The organism is Dactylosporangium roseum, from assembly GCF_025264685.1.
Classification (GTDB): domain Bacteria; phylum Actinomycetota; class Actinomycetes; order Mycobacteriales; family Micromonosporaceae; genus Dactylosporangium; species Dactylosporangium roseum.
In genome coordinates this window covers 4,872,158-4,894,594 of sequence record NZ_CP073721.1, presented here as the reverse complement: position 1 = coordinate 4,894,594, position 22,437 = coordinate 4,872,158, and the positions used below count along the sequence as shown (strand labels likewise).

General features: G+C 75.2%; 21 protein-coding genes. 5 read left to right on the top strand and 16 right to left on the bottom strand.

Features of this window, described 5'->3' with window-relative positions; all coding sequences use genetic code 11:
- Window positions 1–62: 62 nt before the first annotated feature.
- From Drose_RS22965 to Drose_RS22935, 7 genes are all read right to left on the bottom strand, one after another.
- Window positions 63–494: a protein-tyrosine phosphatase family protein gene (locus Drose_RS22965; RefSeq protein ID WP_260723363.1), complete on the bottom strand. Its 432-nt coding sequence runs from the start codon at window positions 492–494 to the stop codon at window positions 63–65.
- A 124-nt stretch (window positions 495–618) separates the two neighbouring features.
- Window positions 619–2,973, bottom strand: a complete 2,355-nt coding sequence (locus tag Drose_RS22960; RefSeq protein WP_260723362.1) for a serine/threonine-protein kinase — start codon at window positions 2,971–2,973, stop codon at window positions 619–621.
- Window positions 2,974–3,143: 170 nt separating this feature from the next.
- Window positions 3,144–4,121, bottom strand: a complete 978-nt coding sequence (egtD, locus tag Drose_RS22955) for an L-histidine N(alpha)-methyltransferase (protein ID WP_260723361.1) — start codon at window positions 4,119–4,121, stop codon at window positions 3,144–3,146.
- Window positions 4,118–4,864, bottom strand: coding sequence for an ergothioneine biosynthesis protein EgtC (egtC, locus tag Drose_RS22950; RefSeq protein WP_260723360.1), 747 nt, complete (start codon window positions 4,862–4,864; stop codon window positions 4,118–4,120). Before egtC ends, egtD begins: the two co-directional genes overlap by 4 nt.
- The gene (gene egtB / locus Drose_RS22945) at window positions 4,864–6,162 is read right to left on the bottom strand and encodes an ergothioneine biosynthesis protein EgtB (RefSeq protein WP_260723359.1); all 1,299 of its coding nucleotides are present in this window, start codon (window positions 6,160–6,162) and stop codon (window positions 4,864–4,866) included. The genes egtC and egtB overlap by 1 nt, the downstream gene beginning before the upstream one ends.
- Entirely contained in the window at window positions 6,155–7,357 is a 1,203-nt protein-coding gene (gene egtA / locus Drose_RS22940; protein WP_260723358.1) for an ergothioneine biosynthesis glutamate--cysteine ligase EgtA, read from the bottom strand. The genes egtB and egtA overlap by 8 nt, the downstream gene beginning before the upstream one ends.
- A 161-nt stretch (window positions 7,358–7,518) precedes the next feature.
- On the bottom strand, window positions 7,519–7,974 hold the full coding sequence (locus Drose_RS22935; protein WP_260723357.1) for a DUF3307 domain-containing protein: 456 nt from the start codon (window positions 7,972–7,974) through the stop codon (window positions 7,519–7,521).
- A gap of 185 nt (window positions 7,975–8,159) precedes the next feature.
- On the opposite strand from Drose_RS22935, the gene Drose_RS22930 reads away from it, so the two are divergent.
- Both Drose_RS22930 and Drose_RS22925 read left to right on the top strand, forming a co-directional pair.
- The gene (locus Drose_RS22930; protein ID WP_260723356.1) at window positions 8,160–9,104 is read left to right on the top strand and encodes a sulfotransferase; all 945 of its coding nucleotides are present in this window, start codon (window positions 8,160–8,162) and stop codon (window positions 9,102–9,104) included.
- A 45-nt stretch (window positions 9,105–9,149) separates the two neighbouring features.
- Window positions 9,150–10,331 carry an LCP family protein gene (locus Drose_RS22925; RefSeq protein ID WP_260723355.1) on the top strand — a complete coding sequence of 394 codons (1,182 nt, stop codon included), beginning with the start codon at window positions 9,150–9,152 and terminating at the stop codon, window positions 10,329–10,331.
- Window positions 10,332–10,399: 68 nt separating this feature from the next.
- Here the strand turns inward: Drose_RS22925 and Drose_RS22920 are convergent, their stop codons facing one another.
- Complete coding sequence (locus tag Drose_RS22920) at window positions 10,400–11,119, bottom strand: GNAT family N-acetyltransferase (RefSeq protein ID WP_260723354.1); 720 nt, start codon at window positions 11,117–11,119, stop codon at window positions 10,400–10,402.
- Between the two features lie 161 nt (window positions 11,120–11,280).
- On the opposite strand from Drose_RS22920, the gene Drose_RS22915 reads away from it, so the two are divergent.
- The 3 genes from Drose_RS22915 to gndA all read left to right on the top strand — a co-directional run bounded on the left by Drose_RS22915 (window position 11,281) and on the right by gndA (window position 13,930).
- The gene (locus Drose_RS22915) at window positions 11,281–11,652 is read left to right on the top strand and encodes a hypothetical protein (RefSeq protein WP_260723353.1); all 372 of its coding nucleotides are present in this window, start codon (window positions 11,281–11,283) and stop codon (window positions 11,650–11,652) included.
- Between the two features lie 116 nt (window positions 11,653–11,768).
- The gene (locus Drose_RS22910; protein ID WP_260723352.1) at window positions 11,769–12,326 is read left to right on the top strand and encodes a TetR/AcrR family transcriptional regulator; all 558 of its coding nucleotides are present in this window, start codon (window positions 11,769–11,771) and stop codon (window positions 12,324–12,326) included.
- A gap of 167 nt (window positions 12,327–12,493) precedes the next feature.
- Window positions 12,494–13,930, top strand: coding sequence for an NADP-dependent phosphogluconate dehydrogenase (gndA, locus tag Drose_RS22905; RefSeq protein WP_260723351.1), 1,437 nt, complete (start codon window positions 12,494–12,496; stop codon window positions 13,928–13,930).
- A 153-nt stretch (window positions 13,931–14,083) separates the two neighbouring features.
- Here gndA and Drose_RS22900 read toward each other — a convergent pair whose 3' ends face one another.
- From Drose_RS22900 to Drose_RS22865, 8 genes are read right to left on the bottom strand one after another with little or no spacing between them, the layout of a single operon-like run.
- Complete coding sequence (locus Drose_RS22900; RefSeq protein ID WP_260723350.1) at window positions 14,084–14,986, bottom strand: glycosyltransferase family 9 protein; 903 nt, start codon at window positions 14,984–14,986, stop codon at window positions 14,084–14,086.
- Window positions 14,983–15,672, bottom strand: a complete 690-nt coding sequence (locus Drose_RS22895; protein WP_260723349.1) for an SDR family oxidoreductase — start codon at window positions 15,670–15,672, stop codon at window positions 14,983–14,985. The genes Drose_RS22900 and Drose_RS22895 overlap by 4 nt, the downstream gene beginning before the upstream one ends.
- Window positions 15,669–17,102 (bottom strand): PfkB family carbohydrate kinase, encoded by a 1,434-nt coding sequence (locus tag Drose_RS22890; protein ID WP_260723348.1) that lies wholly within the window; start codon window positions 17,100–17,102, stop codon window positions 15,669–15,671. The genes Drose_RS22895 and Drose_RS22890 overlap by 4 nt, the downstream gene beginning before the upstream one ends.
- Entirely contained in the window at window positions 17,099–17,713 is a 615-nt protein-coding gene (locus Drose_RS22885; RefSeq protein WP_260723347.1) for a D-sedoheptulose-7-phosphate isomerase, read from the bottom strand. The genes Drose_RS22890 and Drose_RS22885 overlap by 4 nt, the downstream gene beginning before the upstream one ends.
- A complete protein-coding gene (locus Drose_RS22880; RefSeq protein ID WP_260723346.1) occupies window positions 17,710–18,939 on the bottom strand; it encodes a glycosyltransferase in 1,230 nt (409 codons plus the stop codon). The genes Drose_RS22885 and Drose_RS22880 overlap by 4 nt, the downstream gene beginning before the upstream one ends.
- A complete protein-coding gene (locus tag Drose_RS22875) occupies window positions 18,924–19,871 on the bottom strand; it encodes a glycosyltransferase (RefSeq protein ID WP_260723345.1) in 948 nt (315 codons plus the stop codon). Before Drose_RS22875 ends, Drose_RS22880 begins: the two co-directional genes overlap by 16 nt.
- Window positions 19,868–21,439 carry an HAD-IIIA family hydrolase gene (locus Drose_RS22870; RefSeq protein ID WP_260723344.1) on the bottom strand — a complete coding sequence of 524 codons (1,572 nt, stop codon included), beginning with the start codon at window positions 21,437–21,439 and terminating at the stop codon, window positions 19,868–19,870. Before Drose_RS22870 ends, Drose_RS22875 begins: the two co-directional genes overlap by 4 nt.
- Window positions 21,436–22,437 carry a glycosyltransferase family 2 protein gene (locus Drose_RS22865; protein ID WP_260723343.1) on the bottom strand — a complete coding sequence of 334 codons (1,002 nt, stop codon included), beginning with the start codon at window positions 22,435–22,437 and terminating at the stop codon, window positions 21,436–21,438. The genes Drose_RS22870 and Drose_RS22865 overlap by 4 nt, the downstream gene beginning before the upstream one ends.

The window sequence follows — 22,437 nt, the reverse complement described above, 5'->3', positions numbered from 1 at the left end:
GCGCTGTCGGCCGCGACCCCGCCGCCGGCCGGTGCGGCGGTCGCGTTCAAGGACCTCGCCGGTCAGCCGGGGAACCGCGACACGTAGCGCTTCTGCCAGGGCGTCTCCACCGCGTGCGGCGAATAGTGCCGCCGCACGAACGCGACCGCCTCCGCCGCCGGCACCCCGTCGAGGACGGCGATGCAGGCGAGCGCCGTGCCGGTGCGCCCGCGGCCGCCGCCGCACGCCACCTCGACCCGCCCGCCGGCCGCCCGGGCCAGCACGTCGCGGAACGCGTCGGCGGCGTCGTCGCGGTCGGCCGGCAGCCGGAAGTCGGGCCACCGCAGCCAGCGCGCCGCCCACTCCGTCGCCGGCGGCGGCTTGCCGAGCAGGTACAGCCCGAACGTCGGCACCGGTCCCGCCGGCAGCGGCCGGCGCAGTCCCCGCCCGCGAACCAGCCGCCCGGACGGCAGGCAGAGCACTCCGCCACCGTCAGGCGCCCATCCGTCGATCATCCGCCCACCGTACGTGGTCGCGTCCAGGTGCGCGTCCCTCGGTCCGTCCGGCGGAGTGGCCGCGCCGCGGTCACCTCGACGCAGCCTGCCGGCTCCAGCCGTCCCCGGTCGATCCGGCGCCGGGCTACGGCTTCGGCCGGAAGCTGTCGAAGATCAACTGTAGTTCGGGCCGGGAAGCCTCCCAATCGGAGTCCTTCGTCTGCCAGTAGATGCCGTACGCCTGGGTCGGCGACGTGATCACGCCCCGGTTGTTGACGTGCCGGCGCCCGCTGCTGCCGTCGAACGTGAACTCCCAGTCGGCGGCCTTCTGGAAGTAGTCGACCGGCTGGATGCGGACCTCCACGTAGTTCTTGAAGTCGCCGTTCCCGACGCGGGAGTCCCGCTGGGACTGCCAGTCCGCCACCGGGTCCGGCTTCGGCGTGTCGGTCTGGTCGATGCCCAGCACCTTGCCGCTGCCCGCGTCGCGGAAGTACATGATCGATTTCTCCTTCGACTGCCGCCAGCTCGCGGGGACGTACACCGAGAAGCCCGTGGCGTCGTGGTAGTCGATCCAGCCCGGTGGCAGCGGCGGTAGCGCCGCCGAGCTGCCGGGCGCGGCGCTCGTCGGCTCGGCGGCGGCGCTGCTCGGTCCTTGCCCGCCGGGGCTGGTGCCATCCGCGGTCGGGCTCGGCGCGCCGGCCGTCGCCGGCGCGGTGCCGGCAGACCGGGCGGGCGCCGCGGTCCCGCCACCGGGCTCGTCGTCGCCGGAGCTGACCGCCAGCCACACGATCAGCGACACGACCAGGAGCGCCGCCACGCCGGCGAGCACCACGGCCGGGCCCCGTTTCCCCGTCCCCGCGGGCGGTGCGGCGGCAGGCCCGTGGCCGCGCCGTTCCCGCTCCGGCCGGACGGCGACCACCGGCGGCTCCGCCTTCACGGCCACGACGGTCGCCGGCTCCGCGACCTCGGCCGCCTGCGGTTCGGCGGTGGCCGCCGGCTCGGCGACGGCCGCTGCCGCCGGCTCGGCAACTGCTACCGCCTCCGGCTCGGGGTCGGTCTCCGGCTCCTCGGCGGTCGTGCCGGGCGCGGCGTCGGCCGCCGGCTCCGTGGCGGTGGAGGGTTCGTGCGCGGTCTCGGGCTCGTGCGCGGCCTCCGGTTCGTGCGCGGTCTCGGGTTCGTGTGTGGTCTCGGGTTCGTGTGTGGTCTCGGGTTCGTGTGTGGTCTCGGGTTCGTGCGCGGTCTCCGGCTCTTCCGGTGCCGCCTCGGGCTCGGCCACCGGCCCCTGGGCGGCCGCTTCCGGTTCGCGGGTGTCCGGATCCGTGACGGTCGGCTCGGGTTCGTGCGCGGCCTCCGGCCCTTCCACCGCTGCCGGGTCGGGCTCCTGCGGCGCCACCTCCGGCACCCGGGCGGTCGCCGGTTCCGGCGCGGGTGTTTCCGGCGATGGGGCCTGCGCGGGTGCCGGCACGGCCGCCATGCCCCGGACCGCCGGCTCCACGATCGTGTCCGGGTTCTGCTGCGGCTTGCGCTGGGGCGGCACCGGCGACGCCGGGGGAACCGCACGGCCGGGCGACCCTTCCGGGGCCGGGAGCAGGCCCCGCGCCGGTCGTGCCGGGCGTGGCTGGGTGGCGGGCGCCGCCGGCCGGCCCCAGCCGCTCAGCCAGGAACGGCGCCGGCGGGCCGGCCGCTCGATGACGGCGACCCGCAGCAACTCGGCCGCCTCGGCGAACCCGGCCCGGGCGCGGGGGTCCTTACGCAGGAGCGCACGCAGCACCGGCTCCATCGAACCGGCCCGCTGGGGCGGGTCGGCCTCTTCGGACGCCAGCGCGGTCAGCGTCTCCATCGCGGAGCCGCGGCCGAACGGCGAACGGCCCTCCACCGCCGCATACAGCGTCGCGCCCAGCGACCACAGGTCGCTCGCCGGGCCGGCGATGCCCTCGCGGGCCCGCTCCGGCGCGATGTACTCCGGCGAGCCGAGCACGAGCCCGGTCCGCGTCACGTGACCTTCTCCTTCGACGCGGGCGATGCCGAAGTCGGTCAGTACGACACGTCCGTCCTGAGCGAGAAGGACGTTTCCGGGCTTGATGTCACGGTGGTCGACCCCGGCGCGGTGAGCGGCCTGCAGCGCGTCGAGGACCGCGAGCCCGATCTCCGCCACCCGCTTCGGCTCCAGCGGGCCGTCGGTGCGGATGACCTGGTCGAGGGAACGGGACGGCACGTATTCCATGACGAGCCACGGATGCCCCTCGGCCGCCAGCACATCATAGACCCGCACCACGTTCGGGTGACTGAGCCGCGCCGCGGCCCGCGCCTCGCGCAACGTCCGCTCCATGGCGACGTCGCGGGCGCTGTCGAGCAGCTCAGGCGGCAGGACGATCTGTTTGACCGCGACGTCCCGGTGCAGGGTCTCGTCCCGGGCCCGCCACACCCGGCCCATCCCGCCGACGCCGAGCGGTTGGAGAAGACGGTAGCGGTCGGCGACGATGGAGGGCGCGGCGGTCATGCACCATTGTGTACCCGACGAATCTTCCCGCCACGCACCACCCCGGGCGCGGTGTGGCGTCGACCGGAGTTTCCGATGTTGTCGTACCTCCGGGTCAGCCGAGCAGGATGACCGGCACAACACGATCGCCCGGGGCCTGGCCGGGGCGACGGCGGCCAGGCCCCGGGCGATCAGGACGCCGTCGCGAGTGCCACCGCGAAACGGGAACCCGCGTCCGTCCACCAGTGGCGCACCGTGAAGCCGGCCGCCGCCAGCTCCGCCGTCAGGCCGTCCCGGCGGAACTTCGCCGACACCTCCGTGCGCAGTTCCTCGCCCTCGGCAAACGTCACCGTGAGATCCAGTGCCCGCAGGTGTACGGCCATCGAGCGCTCCGACCGCAGCCGCATCTCGATCCACTCGCGCCGGGCGTCCCACAACGCCACGTGGGCGAACGCGTCGACATCGAAGTCGGCGTCCAGCTCGCGGTTGAGCACCCGCAGGACGTTGCGGTTGAACTCGGCGGTCACGCCCTGCGCGTCGTCGTACGCGGGCACCAGGACCGCCGGGTCCTTCACCAGGTCGGCGCCGAGCAGGAACCACTCGCCGACCGACAGCCGGGCCCGCAGGCTGGCGAGGAACGGCGACCGTTCCGCGGGCGTGAAGTTGCCGATCGTACCGCCGAGGAACGCCACCAGCCGGCCGCCGGTGTCCGGCAGGACCTCCAGATGGTTGACGAAGTCGGCGACCACGCCCCGGACGTGCAGGTCGGGATAGTCGGCACGCAGCGCGCCGACCGCGTCGTGCAGCGCGGCGGCGGAGACGTCGAGCGGCACGAACGAGCCCAGGGTGCCGTGGTCGCGCAGCGCGTCGAGCAGCAGCCGGGTCTTCTCCGACGAGCCGGAGCCGAGCTCGACCAGGGTCTTCGCCCCGGTGACCCGGGCGACGGCCGCCGCGTGGTCGGTGAGGATCTCCCGCTCGGCGCGGGTCGGGTAATACTCCGGCAGGCGGGTGATCTCCTCGAACAGCTCGCTGCCGCGGGCGTCGTAGAAGTACTTCGGCGGCAGCCATTTCGGCGACGCGGACAGGCCGGCACGGACGTCGGCGCGCAGGGCGTCGATCCGGTCGGCGTCGTGGAGGTACACGTCGAGATCGGTGTCCGGACGGGTCACGATGCAACACCTTTCACGGAGACGGTCGACACGGTGGCGACGAGCAGGGAGCCGTCGGGGACGGGTCGCCAGGCGTCGGACGGGGACAGCGGCTCGGACGCGACGAGCACGCTGCCGGGGGAGGCCAGCACCGACAGCGCGTGACCGCATGCCGTGGCGGCGATCGTCGTCCCGTCGGTCAGGAGCAGGTTGAGCCGCGAGCCGGGTGCCGCCGCGGACACGAGCGCGACGACCTCGGCCAGCGCTCCGGCCGGGTCGAGGCCGGCGCGCAGCCGGTGGCGGACCAGCGCCCAGAGCAGGGCGCTGTCCGTCGGCGCGTCCAGGGTGAGCAGGTCGCGGACCGGCAGGGCGGCGGCGAGGTCCGCGACGCTGTCCGGCCAGCCGGTCACCTTGCCGTTGTGGCTGAACAGCCACGGCCCCTCGGCGAAGGGGGCCGCGGCCGTCTCGAGGACCGGCATGCCGACGGTCGCCGACCGGACCGCCGCGAGGACGGCGCCGGACGGCACCGCCGCGGCCAACGCCGGCAGGCCCGCGTCGGTCCACAATGGACGATCACGCCGGTATCGCAGCGGGACGTCCGAACCCGGCGGGAACCAGCCGATCCCGAATCCGTCGGCGTTGATCGTGCCGCCGCCCCGCATGTCCCGCGGCGCCCAAGACTGCCGGGCGAGCGAGTGCGGCGGATCGAACAGCAGGCCGGACAGCGGGATCGGCGGTCCCAGGTAGGCCAGGTGCCGGCACACTAGGCGGGCTCCGGCGTCCGTGCGGTGCGGAAGCCGCTGAAGATCTGCCGGCGGATCGGGTAGTCCCAGTTGCGGAACGTGCCGCGGCAGGCCGCCGGATCGGTGCCGAACGAGCCGCCGCGCAGCACCTTGTAGTCGGGGCCGAAGAACACCTCGGAGTATTCGCGGTACGGGAACGCGGTGAACCCCGGGTAGGCGGCGAAGTCGCTGTCGACCCACTCCCAGACGTCGCCGACGAGCTGGTGCACGCCGAGCGGCGACGCGCCCGCCGGATAGGCGCCGACCGGTGCGGGGGAGAGGTGGCGCTGCCCGAGGTTGGCGTGGTCCGGCCCGGGATCCTCGTCGCCCCACGGGTAGCGGCGCGAGCGGCCGCTCGCCGGGTCGAACCGGGCGGCCTTCTCCCACTCGGCCTCGGTGGGCAGGCGCCGGCCGGCCCAGGTGGCATACGCCTTCGCCTCGTGGAACGACACGTGCACGACCGGGGCGTCGGGCACGACCGGCGCGGTGCGGCCGAACTCGGTGGCGAGCCAGCCGGACGGGTCGCGGCTCCAGTGCAGCGGGGCGACGAGCCCGGCCTCCCGCCGGTGCCGCCAGCCCTCCGCGGTCCACCACCGCTCGTCGTCGTAGCCGCCGTCGTCGACGAAGGCCGCGTACTGCGCGTTGGTGACGGGCGCGGCGTCGATGTGGAACGCGTCGACGTGGACGTCGTGCGCCGGGCGCTCGTTGTCCAGCGCCCACGGCTCGGTGGACGTACCCATCGTGAAGCCGCCGGCGGGAACGAGCACCTCGCCGGCGACGCGGGCCCGCGCCCGCGGTGGCGGTGGGGCGCTCAGGACCGCCGGGCCCACCCGTAACTGGTGCGTGGCGAGCATCGTCTCGTCGTGCTGCTGCTCGTGCTGCACGATCATGCCGAAGGCGAACGCGTCGTCGGTGAGCCGCCGGCCCTCGAGCCGCACCCGGTCGAGCACGTCGAGCGCCTTGTCGCGGACCTGCGCTACGTACGCGCGGGCCTCCGCCGGACCGAGCAGCGGCAGCGCGGGGCGGTCGCGGCGGGCGTGCCGGAACGCGTCGTAGAGGTGGTCGATGTCCTGGCGCACCGGCTCGCGCCCGCCGACGTCGCGCACCAGCCACAGCTCCTCCTGGTTGCCGATGTGGGCCAGGTCCCACACCAGCGGGGACATGAGCGGCGAGTGCTGCTTGACCAGGTCGCCGTCGTCGACGGCGTCGGTCAGGACGGCGGAGCGGCGGCGCGTCCGTTCGAGCTCGGTCGCGACGCGCCGCCTGAGGTCGTCAGCCATTGCGGGTGCTCCCTTCGATGACTTCGTCGAGCAGGTGCTGCGGGAGGTCCAGGTTGGCCAGGGCGAGGTCGCGCACGGCGCGCGCGGCGCCCGCGAGGACCGGATCGGCCATGCCGTCCCGGGCGGCCTCGACCCACCGGCCGGCGGCGGGTGCGCACAGGTCACGCGCCTTGTCGGTGGTGGCGTGGTCGGTGAGCACCGCGCTGAGCAGCGCGGCCGGGGCGAACCAGGACCGGCCCGGCTGGGTGTCGAGGTACCGGATCTCGAGGTAGCCCCGCGGGCGGACCGGCGGGAACAGGGTGCTGAGGTGGTACTCCAGGTCCGCGTACGTCGGCCGGCCCGGTAACCCGCCGCGGATCCAGTCCGCGAACGTGACGTCCGGCGGCGCGGTCCACGGACCGTCCGTGCGGCGCACGCAGAGCAGGGTCGCGGTCAGCGCGTAGCGCACCCAGTCCGCGACGGGATCGTCGGACGTCGCCGCCGGCCTGGTCCGGGACGGGTCGATGCCGTGCCACACGCGCTGGCGCGCGGAGGCCCAGCCGGAGTCGAGCCCGGCGAGCCGGTGGGAGTTGGCGAACAGGGCCAGCAGGGGCGGGCCCAGCGTGTGCACCGCGGCCCAGCGGGCGGCGAGGCCGTCGGCCGGCCCGGCGTCCAGGCACACCTGGAGGCCGGCGGTGCTGCACATCATGATCGTTCCGCACACGCCCCGGCGCTCGAACGCCGCTTCCATCGCGTCGTAGCGGGGGGTGGACAGCAGCCGCCGGGGCGGGCGGTGCGGGTCGGCGCCGGTGTCGCCGAGCCGGAGGCCGGTGCGGGCGAGCAGGGCGGTGAGCTGGTCGAGCTCGGCGTTGACCGCGGCGTGCAGAGCGGTCAGGGACGGATGCGGCCGGCTGGAGAGCTCGACCTGGCCGCCGGGCTCGAGAGTGACGGCGGCGCCGTGTGCCAGCGGGAGACCGGGGCTGTCGGCGCGCAGCGTGCCCGGGGCGTGGTCTCCGAGGGCCTGACAGAGCCGGTCGCGATCGAGGGGGGTTGTCGGGGTGGTGCCGTCATGGACGGTGTACTCGAGTTCGACGCCGACCGTCTCGGGCGGTCCGGTCTTGAAGCAGATCGATGCAATGTAGCCCTCGGCCTGCTCGACGTCCCGGATCACCGCATCGTGATCGGCGGTCTTGCGCTTGCTCTGCAAGGTCGCCATGCAAACCGACGCTACCCGGGGATCCGGCCGTCGGCGAATGCTCACGATGAACAAACGGTTACCGATCGACTACGGATGGACGGTCGACCGGCGGTTCGTGCGGCGTCCGGCGCGACGTCACCGCCGGGAGGAGCCCCGGACGGGTGACCCAGGCGCTAGCGCTAGAGTCCCGCCACGAGCAACGCGGAGACCAGCAGGGCACCCTTGTGCAGGGCCTGGTCGGCGACGTACATCCCGCAGATCGGTGACGTCGTCTCGGCGAACTCCGGCGAGCGCGTCGCGCGCAGCACCGCCCGCACCGGCCAGCGGCGGTCGAGCAGCCCGTGCGTGACCGCGGAGAACGCCAGGCCGGCCACGACGCCGGACGGTGACAGCGGCAGCCGCAGCGCGGCGGCGGTGAGCAGCAGAACCCCGATGACCGTCAGGTGGTAGGAGAAGAGGTGCCCGGACAGCGCCCGCCAGCCGGCCCGGCCCGGCGTGGACTTGAGCGTGGCCTGCCGGTCGGTCTGCGCGACGTGGTCGCCGAGCGTGTGCCCGACGAGCATCGCCGCGAGGGCCACGAGAAACACGACGGCCCGCATGAGCGCGTCGGGCGCCATCACGTCGTTCGTCGTCATGAAGGGCTCCTCACGTGGACCGTCCGCCGTACGGACATCGGTGGAGCCGCCATCATGCGCATGTTCCGTGGCGGAGTTCTATGTCGAACGTTGCAGAACACATGTGTCGTCGGTCGCGCCGCGTGCCGGCCGGCTCTCGTGGGGTGAAGTCGTAACTCTTGGGACATCTCGCCCGTTGTCCTGAGGTGCGCAGCGACCCGACCCCGACCATCCGTGTGCTGTACCTCGCCGGGTGGGGACGCAGCGGCAGTACGCTCGCCGAGAGCCTCCTCGACCAGGTGCCCGGCCTCGTCGGCGTCGGCGAGATCAAGTTCCTGTGGGAGCGCGGCCTCCAGCAGAACCGCCGCTGTAGCTGCGGCACCCCGCTGCGCTCGTGCGACTTCTGGGTCCGGGTGCTCAAGGCGGCGTTCGGCGGCATCCCCGACGACGCGGAGGTCCGCCGCCTCGACGCCGCGTCGCGCCGCTTCCGCACCAGGCACCTGCCCGGCCTGCTCCTGCGATCGGCCGGCCCGCCCGGCACCGAGGACCTGCGGTGGTACTTCGGGGCGCTCCACCGGATGTACGCGGCCGTCGCCGAGGTCAGCGGCGCGAAGGTGGTCGTCGACTCGTCGAAGTTCCCGTCGTACCTCACGGCGCTGCTGCGGGTCCCGGGCCTCGACCTCCGGGTGGCGCACATCGTGCGGGACCCGCGGGCGGTGGCGTATTCGTGGCAGCGGCTCAAGCACGACCCGGACGCCCCGAACGGCGCCATGATGCCGCGCATGCACCCCGGTTTCACGGCGCTGTACTGGTCGGCGTGGAACCTCGCGACGGAGCGGATCGCGCGGCGGGCCGGGTTGCCGTATCTCCGGTTCCGCTACGAGGACCTGGTGGCCGACCCGGCCGGCACGGTGCGGTCGGTGACCCGGCTGAGCGGCGTGCCGGAGGGGCGGCTGCCGCTGGACGAGCACGGCGAGCTGCTGGTCCGCCCGACCCACCAGGTGTCCGGCAACCCGGTGCGGTTCCGCTCGGGGGCGGTTCCGCTGCGGCTGGACGACGAGTGGACGACGCGGATGCCGTCGCGCCACCGCTACCTCACCGGCGCCGTGACCGTCCCGCTGCGGCACCGCTACGGCTACCGCGACTCCTGACGCTCCCGCCGGGCGATACTCCTCAACCGCACCCGGTGGCTGCCGATGCTGCTCCAGGAGGAGGACAGCATGGGTCGGCGGTTCGTGCGCCAGGCGCTCGTCGGGGTCCTCGCCGTCGCCGTCATGGCCGGCGGGGGAACACTCGCCTGGCAACACTACGTCGCCAACGTCGATCAGCTCGACCTGCTCGGGGACGCCGCCCGGGGCGGGGACGGGCCGCGGGACATCACCATCGAGTCGGCGCCGCGGCCGTCCGCTCCGCCCGGGGGCCGGGCCACGCGGGCGCCGGTCGTCACCCAGGAGGAGCTCGATCGGCAGCCCGGCTACAACGTGCTCCTCGTCGGCATCGACGCCCGGCCGCAGGAGGACCAGGCCGGCGCCCGCGCCGACTCCGTCATCGTCCTGCACGTCGCCGCCTCCGGTCAGCGGGCGTACCTCGTGTCGCTGCCCCGGGACACCCGCGTCGAGATCCCCGGTCACGGCACCGACAAGCTCAACGCGGCGTTCGCCGTGGGATCGGGGCGGGGCGGGCGGGCCGGCGGGTTCCAGTTGCTCGCGCTCACCGTCCAGCGGCTCACCGGGCTCGTGCTCGACGCCGGGGCGATCGTCGACTTCACCGGGCTGCGCACGGTGGTCGACGCCGTCGGCGGGGTCGACCTGTGCGTCGACGCCGAGACGACCTCCGTGCACATCGGCTGGGACGCGCAGGGCCGGCAGACCGCGCCTTACCGGCTGATCCCGCCCGACTTCCGGCCCGAGCGGATCGCGGGCGTCCGTCCCCAGGTGTACCGCGTCGGCTGCCGTCACTTCGCCGGCTGGGAGGCGCTGGACTACGTACGGCAGCGGGAACTGCTGCCCGACGGCGACTACGGCCGGCAGCGCCACCAGCAGCAACTCCTCCTGGCGCTCGCGGACCGGATCACCTCGGCCGGCGTGCTGACCAACCCGGTCGCGCTGGACCGGACGCTCACCGCGGTCGGCGACTCGCTGACGTTCGACGGCAACGGGCACTCGCTCACCGAGTGGATGCTGCGGCTCCGCGGGATCGGCCCGGAGGAGCTCACCATGCTGCGCACCAACGGCGGGCGGTTCAACTCCGACACGCGGGGCGGCAGGTCGTACGAAACCCTCGACGGGACCACCGGGGAGCTCTTCGCGGCGGCCCGCGCCGACCGCCTCGACGCCTTCGCCGAGCAGCACCCCGACTGGGTCGTCCGGCCGCGCTGAGGGCCGGACGGGCCACCCCGCCGCGGCGAGCGGGTCGCGGCGCTCGTGCGCCGATCCCGCCCCGCCACTCACGCCCACCACGTAGCGGCGGCGATCCGGTCGAAGCCGAGCGACTCGTACAGCCGCCGGCCGGACCGCGTGGCGGTGAGCGTCACCGGCCGGGAGTCGAAGCGGGTCAGCACCTCGTGCATGATCGCCCGGCCGACGCCCCGGGAGCGAAACTCGGGCATCGTGGTCACCCAGTAGATCCCGACCGCGGCCGCGTCCGGGTTCACCAGGCAGGCGCCGGCGGGCTCCCCGTCGATCGCGGCCAGGAACAGCTCGACCCGGTCGAGCAGTGCCGGCGGGAAGACCACCCCCGGCCGGTACGGCTGGAAGTGCTCCAGGGCGAACCCGTCGACGACGATCCGCTCGGCCGTGCGCAGGTCGTCCGCGGACGTCACGCGGGTGACCGGGACGCTCGGCGCGGGCAGCGGGGCGCCGGGGTGGCGGATCATGATCGGTAGCTGCCGGGCGGCGAGCCCGAGCGGGCTCATGTCGACCGACCCGTAGGCGTCCTCGACCATCACGCGGCGGCCGGTGCCCTGCCGAACCAGGGCGATCAGCTCGGAGAGGTCGCCGCCGGACGGGTCGGCACGCAGCGTCAGGACCCGCAGACCGGCCCGCGCGTCCCCGGAGACCGCGAGGAACCCCGGCCGGCGGGTCAGCGCGTCGCCGCGGGCCTCGCCGACCGCGGTCCAGAAGGCGGCGGCGTTGTCCGTGGCGAGAGTCAGCGGCTCCGTCGGCACCCCGCCAGCCTAGGGCGTCGCCCGCCCGGGCGCTGGCCCCCTCAACCACCATGACCAGCGTCGATGCGATCGCGGTGGTACCAGGGAGGTGGCCGGCGAAGGGCGCTTATACTCCGCTCGTCCGAGGCTCATGCGGTACCGATGCGGGATTGGCGGCGAACGTGGACCCTCTGCCGCCGGTCACGCCCCGGTGCGACGGCCTGTACGTCGCGCAGTGGCCCGAGCAGGACAGCTTCAGCTATCTGCGGTTCTACCCGGACTGCTGGGTCACCCACGTGTCGAGCGTCGGCACGCCGGAGCAGGTGGCGCGCTGGATCGGCCGCAAACGTCGGGACCTCGGCCAGGGCCGGTACGTCATGGCCGGCTACGAGATCCTGTTCTGCCTGGTCAGCCCCAGGGGCCGCGTCGACTACACGGGTGTCGTGCCGCCGGACGCGGCGCTGATCGAGCTGAACAGCCACAGCCTGATCAACCAGCACCGCGGCACGGCGGTCCACGACTTCGTGCCGATCGCCGGCTTCGGGGTGCCGTGAGGCCGGACGGGCCCGGAGCCGGTCGAGCGGCGCACCGCGGATCTCGGCCGTCGGTGCCGCTTTGCTAAAGTGGAGGTAAGCCTCCACAATGCCTCCGACCTCGAGGAACCGACACCGTGACGGAGCCGACACCCGCCGTGCGCCGCCCGCGGCGCGCGGACGCCCGGCGCAACTTCGACGCCCTGCTCACCGCCGCGCGCGGCGCCTTCGCCGAGCACGGCACCGGCGCCTCCCTCGAGGACATCGCGCGCCGGGCCGGGGTGGGCATCGGCACGCTCTACCGCAACTTCCCTACCCGCCAGGATCTGTTCGACAGCGTATACGTGGGCGAGATCGAGGACCTCTGCCGGGCCGCCGGGCTGGTCGCCGAGCTGCCGCCCTGGGAGGCGCTGACGGCCTGGCTGCGCCGGTTCGTCGCCTACGTCGCCACCAAGCGGGCCATCTCCGAGGCGCTCAACCGTGACTCGGAGATGATGCGCGGCGGCCGCGCCGGGATGTACGCGGCGGGCGAGCCGCTGCTGACCCGCGCGCAGGAGGCCGGGGTCGCCCGCGCCGACCTGACCTTCGACGACCTGCTGCGGCTCGTCGCCGGGATCACCGGCGGCGGCTACGTCGACGAGGCGCAACGCGAGCGGGTGCTCGCGATCGCGCTCGACGGGGTCCGCGTCAGGTAGCGAGATGGACGACGGCCGCGGATCCTGGCTGCTGGAACCGCGTCCCGGCCGTGCCGCGGCCGGACGGCGGGCGGGTAGCCTGGTCCGACGCCGCTTCGGTCCGTGATCACGGGGTAGTGATACCGGTCCGGGCGTGGATCGCAACGACTGGATGAGGTGCATCGTAGATGTCCGACCTGGCGCAGATCGGCGTGACCGGCCTCGCGGTGATGGGCCGTAACCTGGCCCGCAACCTGGCCCGCAACGGTTACGCCGTCGCCGTGCACAACCGCTCGTACGAGCGCACCCGCCGTCTCGTGGACGAGTTCGGGCACGAGGGCACCTTCGTGCCGGGCGAGTCGATGGCGGACTTTGTCGCCTCGCTCGCCCGCCCGCGGGCCGTCATCGTCATGGTGAAGGCCGGCGCGCCCACCGACGCCGTGATCGACGAGCTGGTACCGCTGCTGGAAGCGGGCGACATGATCGTCGACGCCGGCAACGCCCACTTCGCCGACACCCGCCGCCGCGAGCAGAAGCTGCGCGGGCACGGCCTGCACTTCGTCGGCACCGGCGTCTCCGGCGGCGAGGAGGGCGCGCTGCTCGGCCCGAGCATCATGCCAGGTGGCTCCCCGGAGTCGTACCGGACGCTCGGCCCCATGTTCGAGAAGATCGCCGCCAAGGTCGACGGCACCCCATGCTGCGCCCACATCGGGCCGGACGGCGCCGGGCACTTCGTGAAGATGGTGCACAACGGCATCGAGTACGCCGACATGCAGCTCATCGCCGAGGCGTACGACCTGCTGCGGGCCGGCCTGGGCGCCACCCCGGCGGAGATCGCCGACATCTTCCGCACCTGGAACACGGGCGACCTCGAGTCGTTCCTCATCGAGATCACCGCCGACGTGCTCGGCCACGTCGACTCGGCGACTGGCAAGGGGTTCGTCGACATCGTGCTCGACCAGGCCGAGCAGAAGGGCACCGGCCGCTGGACCGTGCAGAGCGCCCTCGACCTGGGCGTGCCGATCACCGGCATCGCCGAGGCGACGTTCGCCCGGTCCCTGTCCGGCCACGCCGACCAGCGCGCCGCCGCCCGCGAGGCCTTCGGCACCGACCGCGCGCAGATCGAGGTCAAGGACCGCGACCAGTTCGTCGAGGACGTGCGCCGGGCGCTGTACGCGTCGAAGATCGTCGCCTACGCGCAGGGTTTCGACCACATCCAGGCCGGCAGCGAGGAGTTCGGCTGGAGCATCGACCGGGGCGGCCTCGCGACGATCTGGCGCGGCGGCTGCATCATCCGCGCCCGGTTCCTCGACCGCATCCGCGAAGCCTACGACGAGAACCCGACCCTCAAGAGCCTCATGGTGGCGCCGTACTTCGCCGCCGGCGTCAACGACGGCGTGCCGAGCTGGCGCCGGGTCGTCGCCGCGGCCGCCGAGGCGGGCATCCCGGCCCCGGCGTTCTCGTCCTCGCTGTCGTACTTCGACGGCCTGCGCGCCGAGCGCCTGCCCGCCTCGCTGATCCAGGGCCTGCGGGACAACTTCGGCGCGCACACCTACCGCCGGACCGACCGCGACGGCGCCTTCCACGTCGAGTGGGCCGGCGACAAGCAGGAGCACCACGCCTGACCGGTGTTGATCATGCACCTGTGGTGCCGCGACACTCCCAGAATGTCCGTGTTTGTCCGGCACCACAAGTGCATGATCAACGCGGCTGGGTGGGCGCGGGTGGGTGGGTGCGCGGGTGGGTGGGTGGGCGCGGGTGGGCGCGGGGTGCCGGGGTTACGCGACGGTCGGGAGGAGCAGCGCCTCGGACAGCACCTCGTCCGGGGTGACGGCCAGCAGCGCCGGATGCGGCTCGTCGCCGCGGTCGCCCGGCTCGGCGGTCCGGCCGTGCCAGATCGCCCGGTGCCACGGCCGGTCCGGCGGCGGTCCCCAGCGGTCCGGCGGCATCGGGCCGAAGAGCACGACCGACGGCGTGCGGTAGGCGGTCGCCAGGTGCGCGACGCCGGTGTCGCCGCTGACCAGCAGCCGGGCGTGCCCGACCAGCCCGGCGAGGTCACGCAGCCCGGTGCGCCCGGCCAGGACCGCGCGGCCCGGCAGGCCGGCCAGCTCGGCGACCCGGGCGGCGAGCGGCTGCTCGGCCGCCGACCCGGTGACGACCACGTCGTGCCCGGCGCGGACCAGCGCGCGGGTGACGGCCGCGAACCGTTCGGCGGGCCAGCGCCGCGACACGGACTTCGCGCCGGGGTGGACGATCGTCACGCCGGTCACCGGAGCCGGCGGCAGTTCGAGACCGAGGTCCTCCGGGTCGCACGGGATGCCGTACCAGGCCAGCATCCGGCACCACCGGGTCACCTCGTGCTCCTCGTCCGTCCATCGCGGACCCGAGCCGCCGAACGCCAGGAGGCGGGCGGGCCGCGTGGAGCGCAGCAGGTCGTGCGACTGCGGGCCCTTGCCGTGCAGGTTCACCGCCACGTCCGGCCGCGTGGCGCGCGGTGGATCGTCGAGGCCCGCGCACCGCAGCAGCTCGTCGACGGCGCCGGTGAGCGCCACGAGCGGGCCCAGCCACGCCGGTGCCGCCAGGACCAGGCGCCGGCCGGGGAACGCGCGGCGGACGCCGCGCAGCGCCGGGACCCCGGTCGCGAGGTCGCCGACACCGAGCGCGCGCAGGACGAGGATCACGGGTACGACGCCTCGGTCTCGGCGCACACGACCAGCTCGCGCACCGCACAGCCGCGTGGCTGGGTCACCGCGAACATGATCGAGGCGGCCACGTGCGCGGGGTCGTTGAGGACGGCGTCGGGCCCGGGCCGGTACCGCGCGTCGCGGTCGTCGAAGAACCGGGTGCGCATGCCGCCGGGTATCACCAGCGTCACCCCGACCTCGCCGGCCAGCTCGGCGGCGAGCGCCCGGGTGAAGCCCACGACGCCGAACTTCGCGGCGCAGTAGGCGGTGGCGTCGCTGACGGCCTTCACGCCGAGGGTCGAGGAGACGGTGACGACGTTGCCGTGCGTCTCCCTGAGCGTGGGCAGCGCGGCCCGGATCACCGCCGCGGTGGCCAGCAGGTCGACGGCGACGACCCGTTCCCACACCGTCGCGGGCACGTCGGCGAGCCTGCCGGGCACGTCCGTGCCGGCCGCGGTGACGACGCCGTGCAGGCCCCCGGTCTGCGCGACGGCGCCGCGGGTCGCCTCCTCGGCGGCGCGGGTGTCGGCGAGGTCGCACTCGATCCAGGGCACCCCCTCGGCGGGCGGCTGCCGGTCGATGACGAACGGCCTGCCGCCCGACTTGACGACGGCGTCGACGACCGCGGCGCCGAGGCCGCTCGAGCCGCCGGTGACGAGGATCGCTGGTCCTGCCTGGGTCATGCTGTCCCTCCTGTGGAGTGCGAGGCGCCGCGCGCGGCGCTGATCATGCCGCTGGTGGAGCGGCCGTCGAGATACGGCACGACGACGGTCTGGCCGCCCCAGCGGCGGACCAGCTCGGCCTCCGGCAGGTCCGGCCCGCCGTCGGCGTAGTCGCCGCCCTTGACCCAGAGGTCGGGGCGCAGCCAGGCGAGCGTCGCCTCCGGCGTGGGCTCGTCGAAGACCACGACGGCGTCGACGCAGCCGAGCGCGGCCAGCAGCCGGGCCCGGTCGGTCTGCGGGACGAGGGGCCGGTCGGCGCCCTTGAGCCCGCGGACGCTCCCGTCGGAGTTGAGGCACACCACGAGGCAGTCCCCGAGCCGCCGCGCGGCCTGGAGGGTGGCCACGTGCCCCGCGTGCAGCAGGTCGAAACACCCGCCGGTGGCCACGATCGTTCCGTTACCCGCGCGCACCTCGGCGACGACCCGCGCGGCCGCGTCGACCCCGACGGCCGTGTCGACGCCGGCCGCCCCGGCGGTCGTGGAAGCCCCGGGCGCGCCGGAAGTCCGGTCGGTGCGGGCCGCCGTCACACCACCGGCGATGACGTATTCCGTGGCCTCCGCCACCGCGGACTGCACGGCCTCCGACGGCAGGGCGCCGCGGGCCAGGGCGATCGCCGCCGACGCCGCGAAGCGGTCGCCGGCGCCGCAGGAGTCGCCGCCCGCGACGGACGGCGCCGGGACGACCAGCGGGGTCGGGCCGGCATGGCACAGGACCGCGCCCCGGCCGCCCATCGTCACCGCGACCGCACCGGCCCGCCACTGCCGGCGCAGCGTGTTGCCGGCCCGGGTGGCGGCCGCGACCCGGGCGCCGCCGCCCGCGTCGCCGCTCAGTGTCCGGACCTCGCCCTCGTTCGGGGTGACCAGCCGCACCCCGGGCACCGGCGCGGCGCCGCGCGGGTGCGGGTCCCACACGATCGGCGCCGGCGTGGCCGCGAGGGCCTCCCGCAGCCGCGGATGACCGGTCATGCCGCGCCCGTAGTCGCTGACCAGGACCGCGGCCGGGGCATCGAACAGGGCGAGCGCCGTGTCCGGCACGTCACCCGGCGGCCGCGTCCCGCCGCCGCGGTCCAGCCGCAGCAGGACCTGGCCGCGGGCCCGCAGCCGGATCTTCTCCGGCGTCGCGCCGGGCAGCGGTACCGGATGCAGCTCCACCCCGGCCGCCGTGAGCAGCTCGGCGAGCCGGGCACCACGGGCGTCGTCGGCGATCGCGGTCACCAGCGCGACCGGGAAACCGCAGCGGGCGGCGAGCAGCGCGGCGAGCCCGGCGCCGCCGGGGCGGTCCACGGCGGACTCCTCGTCCAGGACGAGGGCCGGCGCGTCCGGGCTCACCCGGTGCACACTGCCGTCCACGTCCCGGTCGAGGACGGTGTCACCGACCACGACGAGCCTCATGACAGCACCAGCTCCGTTCGCGCGAAAGGGCGGCCGCCGGCCTCCGGCACCGCGGGCAGGGTGCGGTCGACGTGCTCGCACAGCACGTGCACCGACACCAGGTGCAGCTCCTGGACGACCTGGCTGTCGTCCGATGGGCAGGCGATCGCCTCGTCGGCGGCCTGGGCGAGCGGGTTCGGCGCCGGGCCGGTGAGCGCCCAGGTCCGCATCCCGGCCGTACGGGCGGCCTCGACGGCGGCGAGCAGATTGCGGCTGCGCCCGCTCGTCGACATCGTGACGAGGATGTCGCCGGGACGGCCGTGCCCGCGCACCTGCCGGGCGAACACCTCCTCGTAGCCGTAGTCGTTGCTGATCGCCGTCACCGCGGACGAGTCCGCGCACAGCGCGATCGCGGACAGCGGGGTGCGGTCGTCGCGGAGCCTGCCGACGAGCTCGGCGGCGAGGTGCTGGGCCTCGGCGGCGCTGCCGCCGTTGCCGGCGACGAGCAGCCGGCCGCCCTGGCCGAGGGTCCAGGCGAGCTGCGTGCCCCAGCGCTCCAGGCGCCCGGCGGCCCCGCGGAACGGGACGATGGCCGCGGCCAGCGCGGTGAGGTGGGCGTCGAGCGGGTTCATCCGGCCACCGCCTCGCTCGTCCGGCGCTGTCCCGCGGTGGCGCCGACGGCCGCGTACACGACCTCGAGCTGGCCCGCGGCGCGCTGCCACGAGTAGCAGCGGCGGGCCCGGTCCAGCGCCGCGGCGCCGTAGGCCAGCCGCCGCAGGTCGTCGTCCAGGAGCCGGCGCAGCGTCGTGCCGAGGGCCCGAGGGTCGTGCGGCGGCACGAGGTCGCCGGTCACGCGGTCGACGACGGTGTCGACGAGCCCGCCGACGGCGGTGGCGACGACCGGCCGCCCGCACGCCATCGCCTCCAGCGGTGTCAGCCCGAACGGTTCGTACCAGGGCACCGCCGCGACCACGTCCGCCGAGCGGTACCACTCGGGCATCAGCGCCGGCGGCACCTGACCGGCGAGGTGCACCCGGCCGGCGACGCCCGCCTCGGCCGCGACCCGCGAGAGCCGCCGCGCCTCCGGATCGCTGCCCAGGTCGGCGGCGGGCGGCCCGCCGACGACGACGCACTCCGCGCCCGGCACCAGCGGCAGCGTCCGGATCAGCTCGGCGAACCCCTTGCGCTCGACCAGGCGCCCGACGGACAGGATCCGTGGCACCCCGGCCGGCCGCGGTGCCACGGGCCCGTCGGGGGAGAAGCGGGTCCCGTCGACCCCGGAGGGGATGAGCACGATCCGGCGCCGGGGCACGCCCATCCGCACCAGTTCGGCGATCTCCTCCTGGCACTGCGCGACGACCCGGTCGACGGTCCGGCCGATGCGCCGCTCGAAGCCGATCCGCTGCGGCGGGCTGGTGTCCGCGCCACCCTGGTGGCGGCGTTTGACGGTGCCGAGGGCGTGGTACGTCTGGACGACGGGGATCCCGCGGTCCGGTGCGGCGGTGATCGCCGCGAGGCCGCTCATCCAGAAGTGGGCGTGCACGACGTCGGGCACCCACGGGTCGCGGTCCCACTGCGCCCCCAGCCACCGGCCGAAGTCGCCCATGTAGGGCAGCAGCGCGTCCTTGGGCAACGCACGTGCCGGGCCGGCCGGCACGTGCACGACCGTCACCCCGTCACGCATCACCGCCGCCGGTGGCAGGGAGGTCGCGTCGCGCCGGGTGTAGACGCGCACCTCGTGGCCCAGGTCGGCCAGTGCCGTGGACAGCTCCGCCACGTGCGTGTTCTGACCGCCGGCGTCCTCGCCGCCGAGCGCCGCCAGCGGGCTGGCGTGCTCCGAGATCATCGCGATGCGCATAGCTCCTCCTCCAGCAGGTGGTCCCAGTCGGCGAGAAAACGGTCCAGCCCGTACCGGGCGAGCGCGGCCGCGCGCCCGGCGGCGCCGATGCGACGCGCCTCCTCCGGCGCTTCGATGAGCCAGTGCGCCGCGTCGACGAGCGTGTCGACGCGGGTCGAGAGGATGCCCGCGCCGGCCGGCACGGCCTCGACGGCCTCGGTGGTGGCCAGCGCGACGACCGGCAGCCCGATCGTCATCGCCTCGATGAGGCTCAGCCCGAGCGACGTCCACCGGCACAGGTGCAGGTAGGCGCGGCGGCGGGCGAGTTCACGGTGCATGGCGGCCTGCGGCGGGTCCTCGTGGGCGCGGATCCGGTCGCCGTCGAGATCGCGCACGCCCATGCCGAACACGTCCAGCGGCGCCACCGCGGCGAAGCGCGGCACGAGGTCGGTGCCGGTGACCCGGCCGCGGCGCACCGGCTCGTTGGTGACGACGGCCAGCCGTTCGAGGTCACCGCGGTAGCGCACGCCGGGCTCGACGACGCCGTGCTCCACGACGGCCGTACGGGTGCCGCCGCAGTCCCAGAACAGCTCGTTGAAGTGCGTGACGTGGACGACGAGCAGGTCGTCGCGGGCGGCCATCGGATGTCGGGTGTCCGGCACGTCGCCCTTGGGGGTGTTGTGCTCCACGTACACCTTCGGCCACCACCGGCCCGGCGCCCACTCGTCCAGCAGCGCGAGCTCCTCGGGGCGCTGCACGACCACGACGTCGACGTCGGCGGCGGGCAACCGGTCCGGGGTCACCTCCTCGACGGTGTCGGGCCACGGGTAGGTGCGGGCCCGGCCGCGGCCCCACGGCCCGCGGTCCTCGGTCACCGGCACGAGGTACCGGTGCTTGCCCTGGACGAACGCGGTCGTCCAGGAGCCGTGGACGTGCCATAGCAGGATGTTCATGCCGTGCTCCGTTCGGTGAGGGTACGCACGGCGGCGACGACGTCCGCCGGGTCGATGCCGGACAGGCACGGGTGACCGGGGACCGGGCACCGGGCGGCGCGGCTGTCCCGGCAGGGCGCCCCGGCGTCGCCGAGCCGGACGACCGGCACCCGGAACGGCCCCCACTGTCCGAAAGGGACGGTCGGCGCGAACAGGCTCACCACCGGGGTGCCGACGGCGGCGGCGACGTGCGTGGGGCCGGTGTTGCCGACCACGACGCAGGCGGCGCCGGCGACGACGCGGGCGAGCCCGGCGAGGTCGGTGGCGCCGCCGAGGTCGACGCCGACGTCGCCGGCGACCGCCGCCGTGCGGTCCTTCTCGTCCGGCGACCCGGTGACGAGCACCCGGTGCCCGGCCGCGGCGAGCGCCCGGACGATCCGCGCGCCCAGCTCGGGCGGGCAGCCGCGCGCCTCGACCGACGTGCCCGGGTGCACCACGACGTACGGCCCGTCGCCGGTGCCGGCTGGCTCGTCGAGGGTCACCGGCCGGATCCGCAGCCGCAGGTCGTCGCCGGCCGGCGGCGCGAACCCGGCCGCGGCGGCCAGCGACAGCGCGCGCTCCGGCTCGGGGATGCCGGCCGGGACGCGGTGGCGGACGTCGAGCAGCGAACCCGGGTAGTCGTCGCTGATCGCGCTGATCCGGCCGACCCCGGCGAGCCGCAGCAGCAGGGCGAGCGGGAGCGCGGACTGGTGGAAGGACGTGAACACGACCGCCTCGTCGGCGCCGACGGCGGCGAGCCGGGCGGTCATCGCGGCGACCTCCGCCGGGTCGACGGGGTCGGGCGCCGGGTCGATCCAGGGCAACTGCCACTCGACGAGCTCGTCCACGCCGGGCAGCAGCTCGGCGGCGGCCCGGCCACGGGGCCCGCAGAGCATGACGACCCGCTCGGCCGCCGCGGCGACCGCGCGGATCGCCGGCCCGGTGACCAGGACGTCGCCGGCCGAGTCGGACCGGACGACGAGCACGGTGCGGGGCCGGCGCGGCGGCGGCGGCGCCGGCAGGTGCAGTCGCTGGCGGCGCAGGATCGTGTCGACGGCCTCGGCGAGCGTCGGCGCGACGGCCGGCGCGGCCGCGACCTCGGCGGGCAGGGTCACCGGGGTCGGTACGAGCAGGCCGGCGGCCCCGGCGGCGAGCGCCGCGTCCATGTCCCGCCCGATGTCGCCGACGACGACACACCGCCGCGGGCCGGTGCCGAGCGCGGCGGCGGCGGCGAGGACCAGGCCGGGCGCCGGTTTGCGGCACCGGCAGCCGGCCGTCTCGTCGTGCGGGCAGACCTGCCACGTGTCGAACGGGCCGAGCAGTTCCTCGATCCGGGCGTGCACGGCACGCAGGTCGGCGCCGGTGAACCGGCCGCGGGCCAGGCCGGACTGGTTCGAGACGACCCCGAGCCGCAGGCCGGCGGCGCGCAGCCGGTCGAGGGCCTCCCGCGCTCCGGGCACCGGCGTGACGAGCGCCGGATCCCCGTTGTAGGGCACGTCCTCGACCAGCGTCCCGTCCCGGTCGAACAACACCGCGTCGAAGAGCCTCATGCCGCACCACCGGTCCAGGGCCTCGCCGCGCGCCAGCGGACCCGGCCGCGCAGCCAGTGCGCGATTGCCACCGGCGGGATGACGACGCTGGTTACCACCATCCGGCCGACCTCGCCGGGGGAGCGCGGGCCGGGCGCGATCCGGGCCGCGGCGAACTCCGCGGTGCCGAGCGCCCACGCGGCACCCGCCACCGCCGCCGTGCGACCGAGCCGCCGCGCCGCGACGGGCGCGCGGCGGGCCGTCAGGGATCGTCCGGCGAGTGCCACGGCCGTGAGCGCGCCGGCCGCCGCGACGAGGGCATGCCGCCGGCGCCGGCCCCGCGGCACCTCGAGCAGGGTCCGCCAGCCCGGCCCGTACAACCGCCGCAGCAACGCGTCGTCGGCGTTGCCGCGCTGCGTGCGCACGCTCACCCACATGCTCTCGCGGCGCGCCGGGTGCGTGACGGTGCGCCGGCCGCGCTCGAGGCGCCAGCCGGCCAGCCGGACCCGGTAGGCCAGCTCGGCGTCCTCCCGGAACGCGCGCGGGAACCGCTCGTCGAAACCGCCGGCCGCGTCGAGGGCCGCCCGGCGGTAGGCCATGTCCGCCGTCAGCCACGCACCGTCGGCGAGGCCCGCGGTCACCCGTTCCCAGTCGGTCGGGCGCCCGGGCGGCAGCGGCACCCGGACCCGGCCCTGGACACCGCCGACGCCGCGCGGCGCCGGGCCGAGGTCGGCCAGCAGGTCGGCGTACCAGGTCGCCGAGGGCAGGACGTCGTCGTCCAGGAACGCCACCCACTCGTGGCGCGCGGCCCGCCAGCCGATGTTGCGCGCCGCGGCCGGGCCGGCCGCGCGGCCGGTGAGGACCTTCACCGCCGGCGGCACCGGCAGCGCGACGGCCCGGTCCGGGCGGTCGTCGACCACCATGATCTCCACAGTGGACGGTGCGTCCCCGAGCGCCGCCAGCAGCGCCCGCAGGCTCGGTCGGCCGAGGGTCGGCACGACGATGCTGACCCCGGTCAC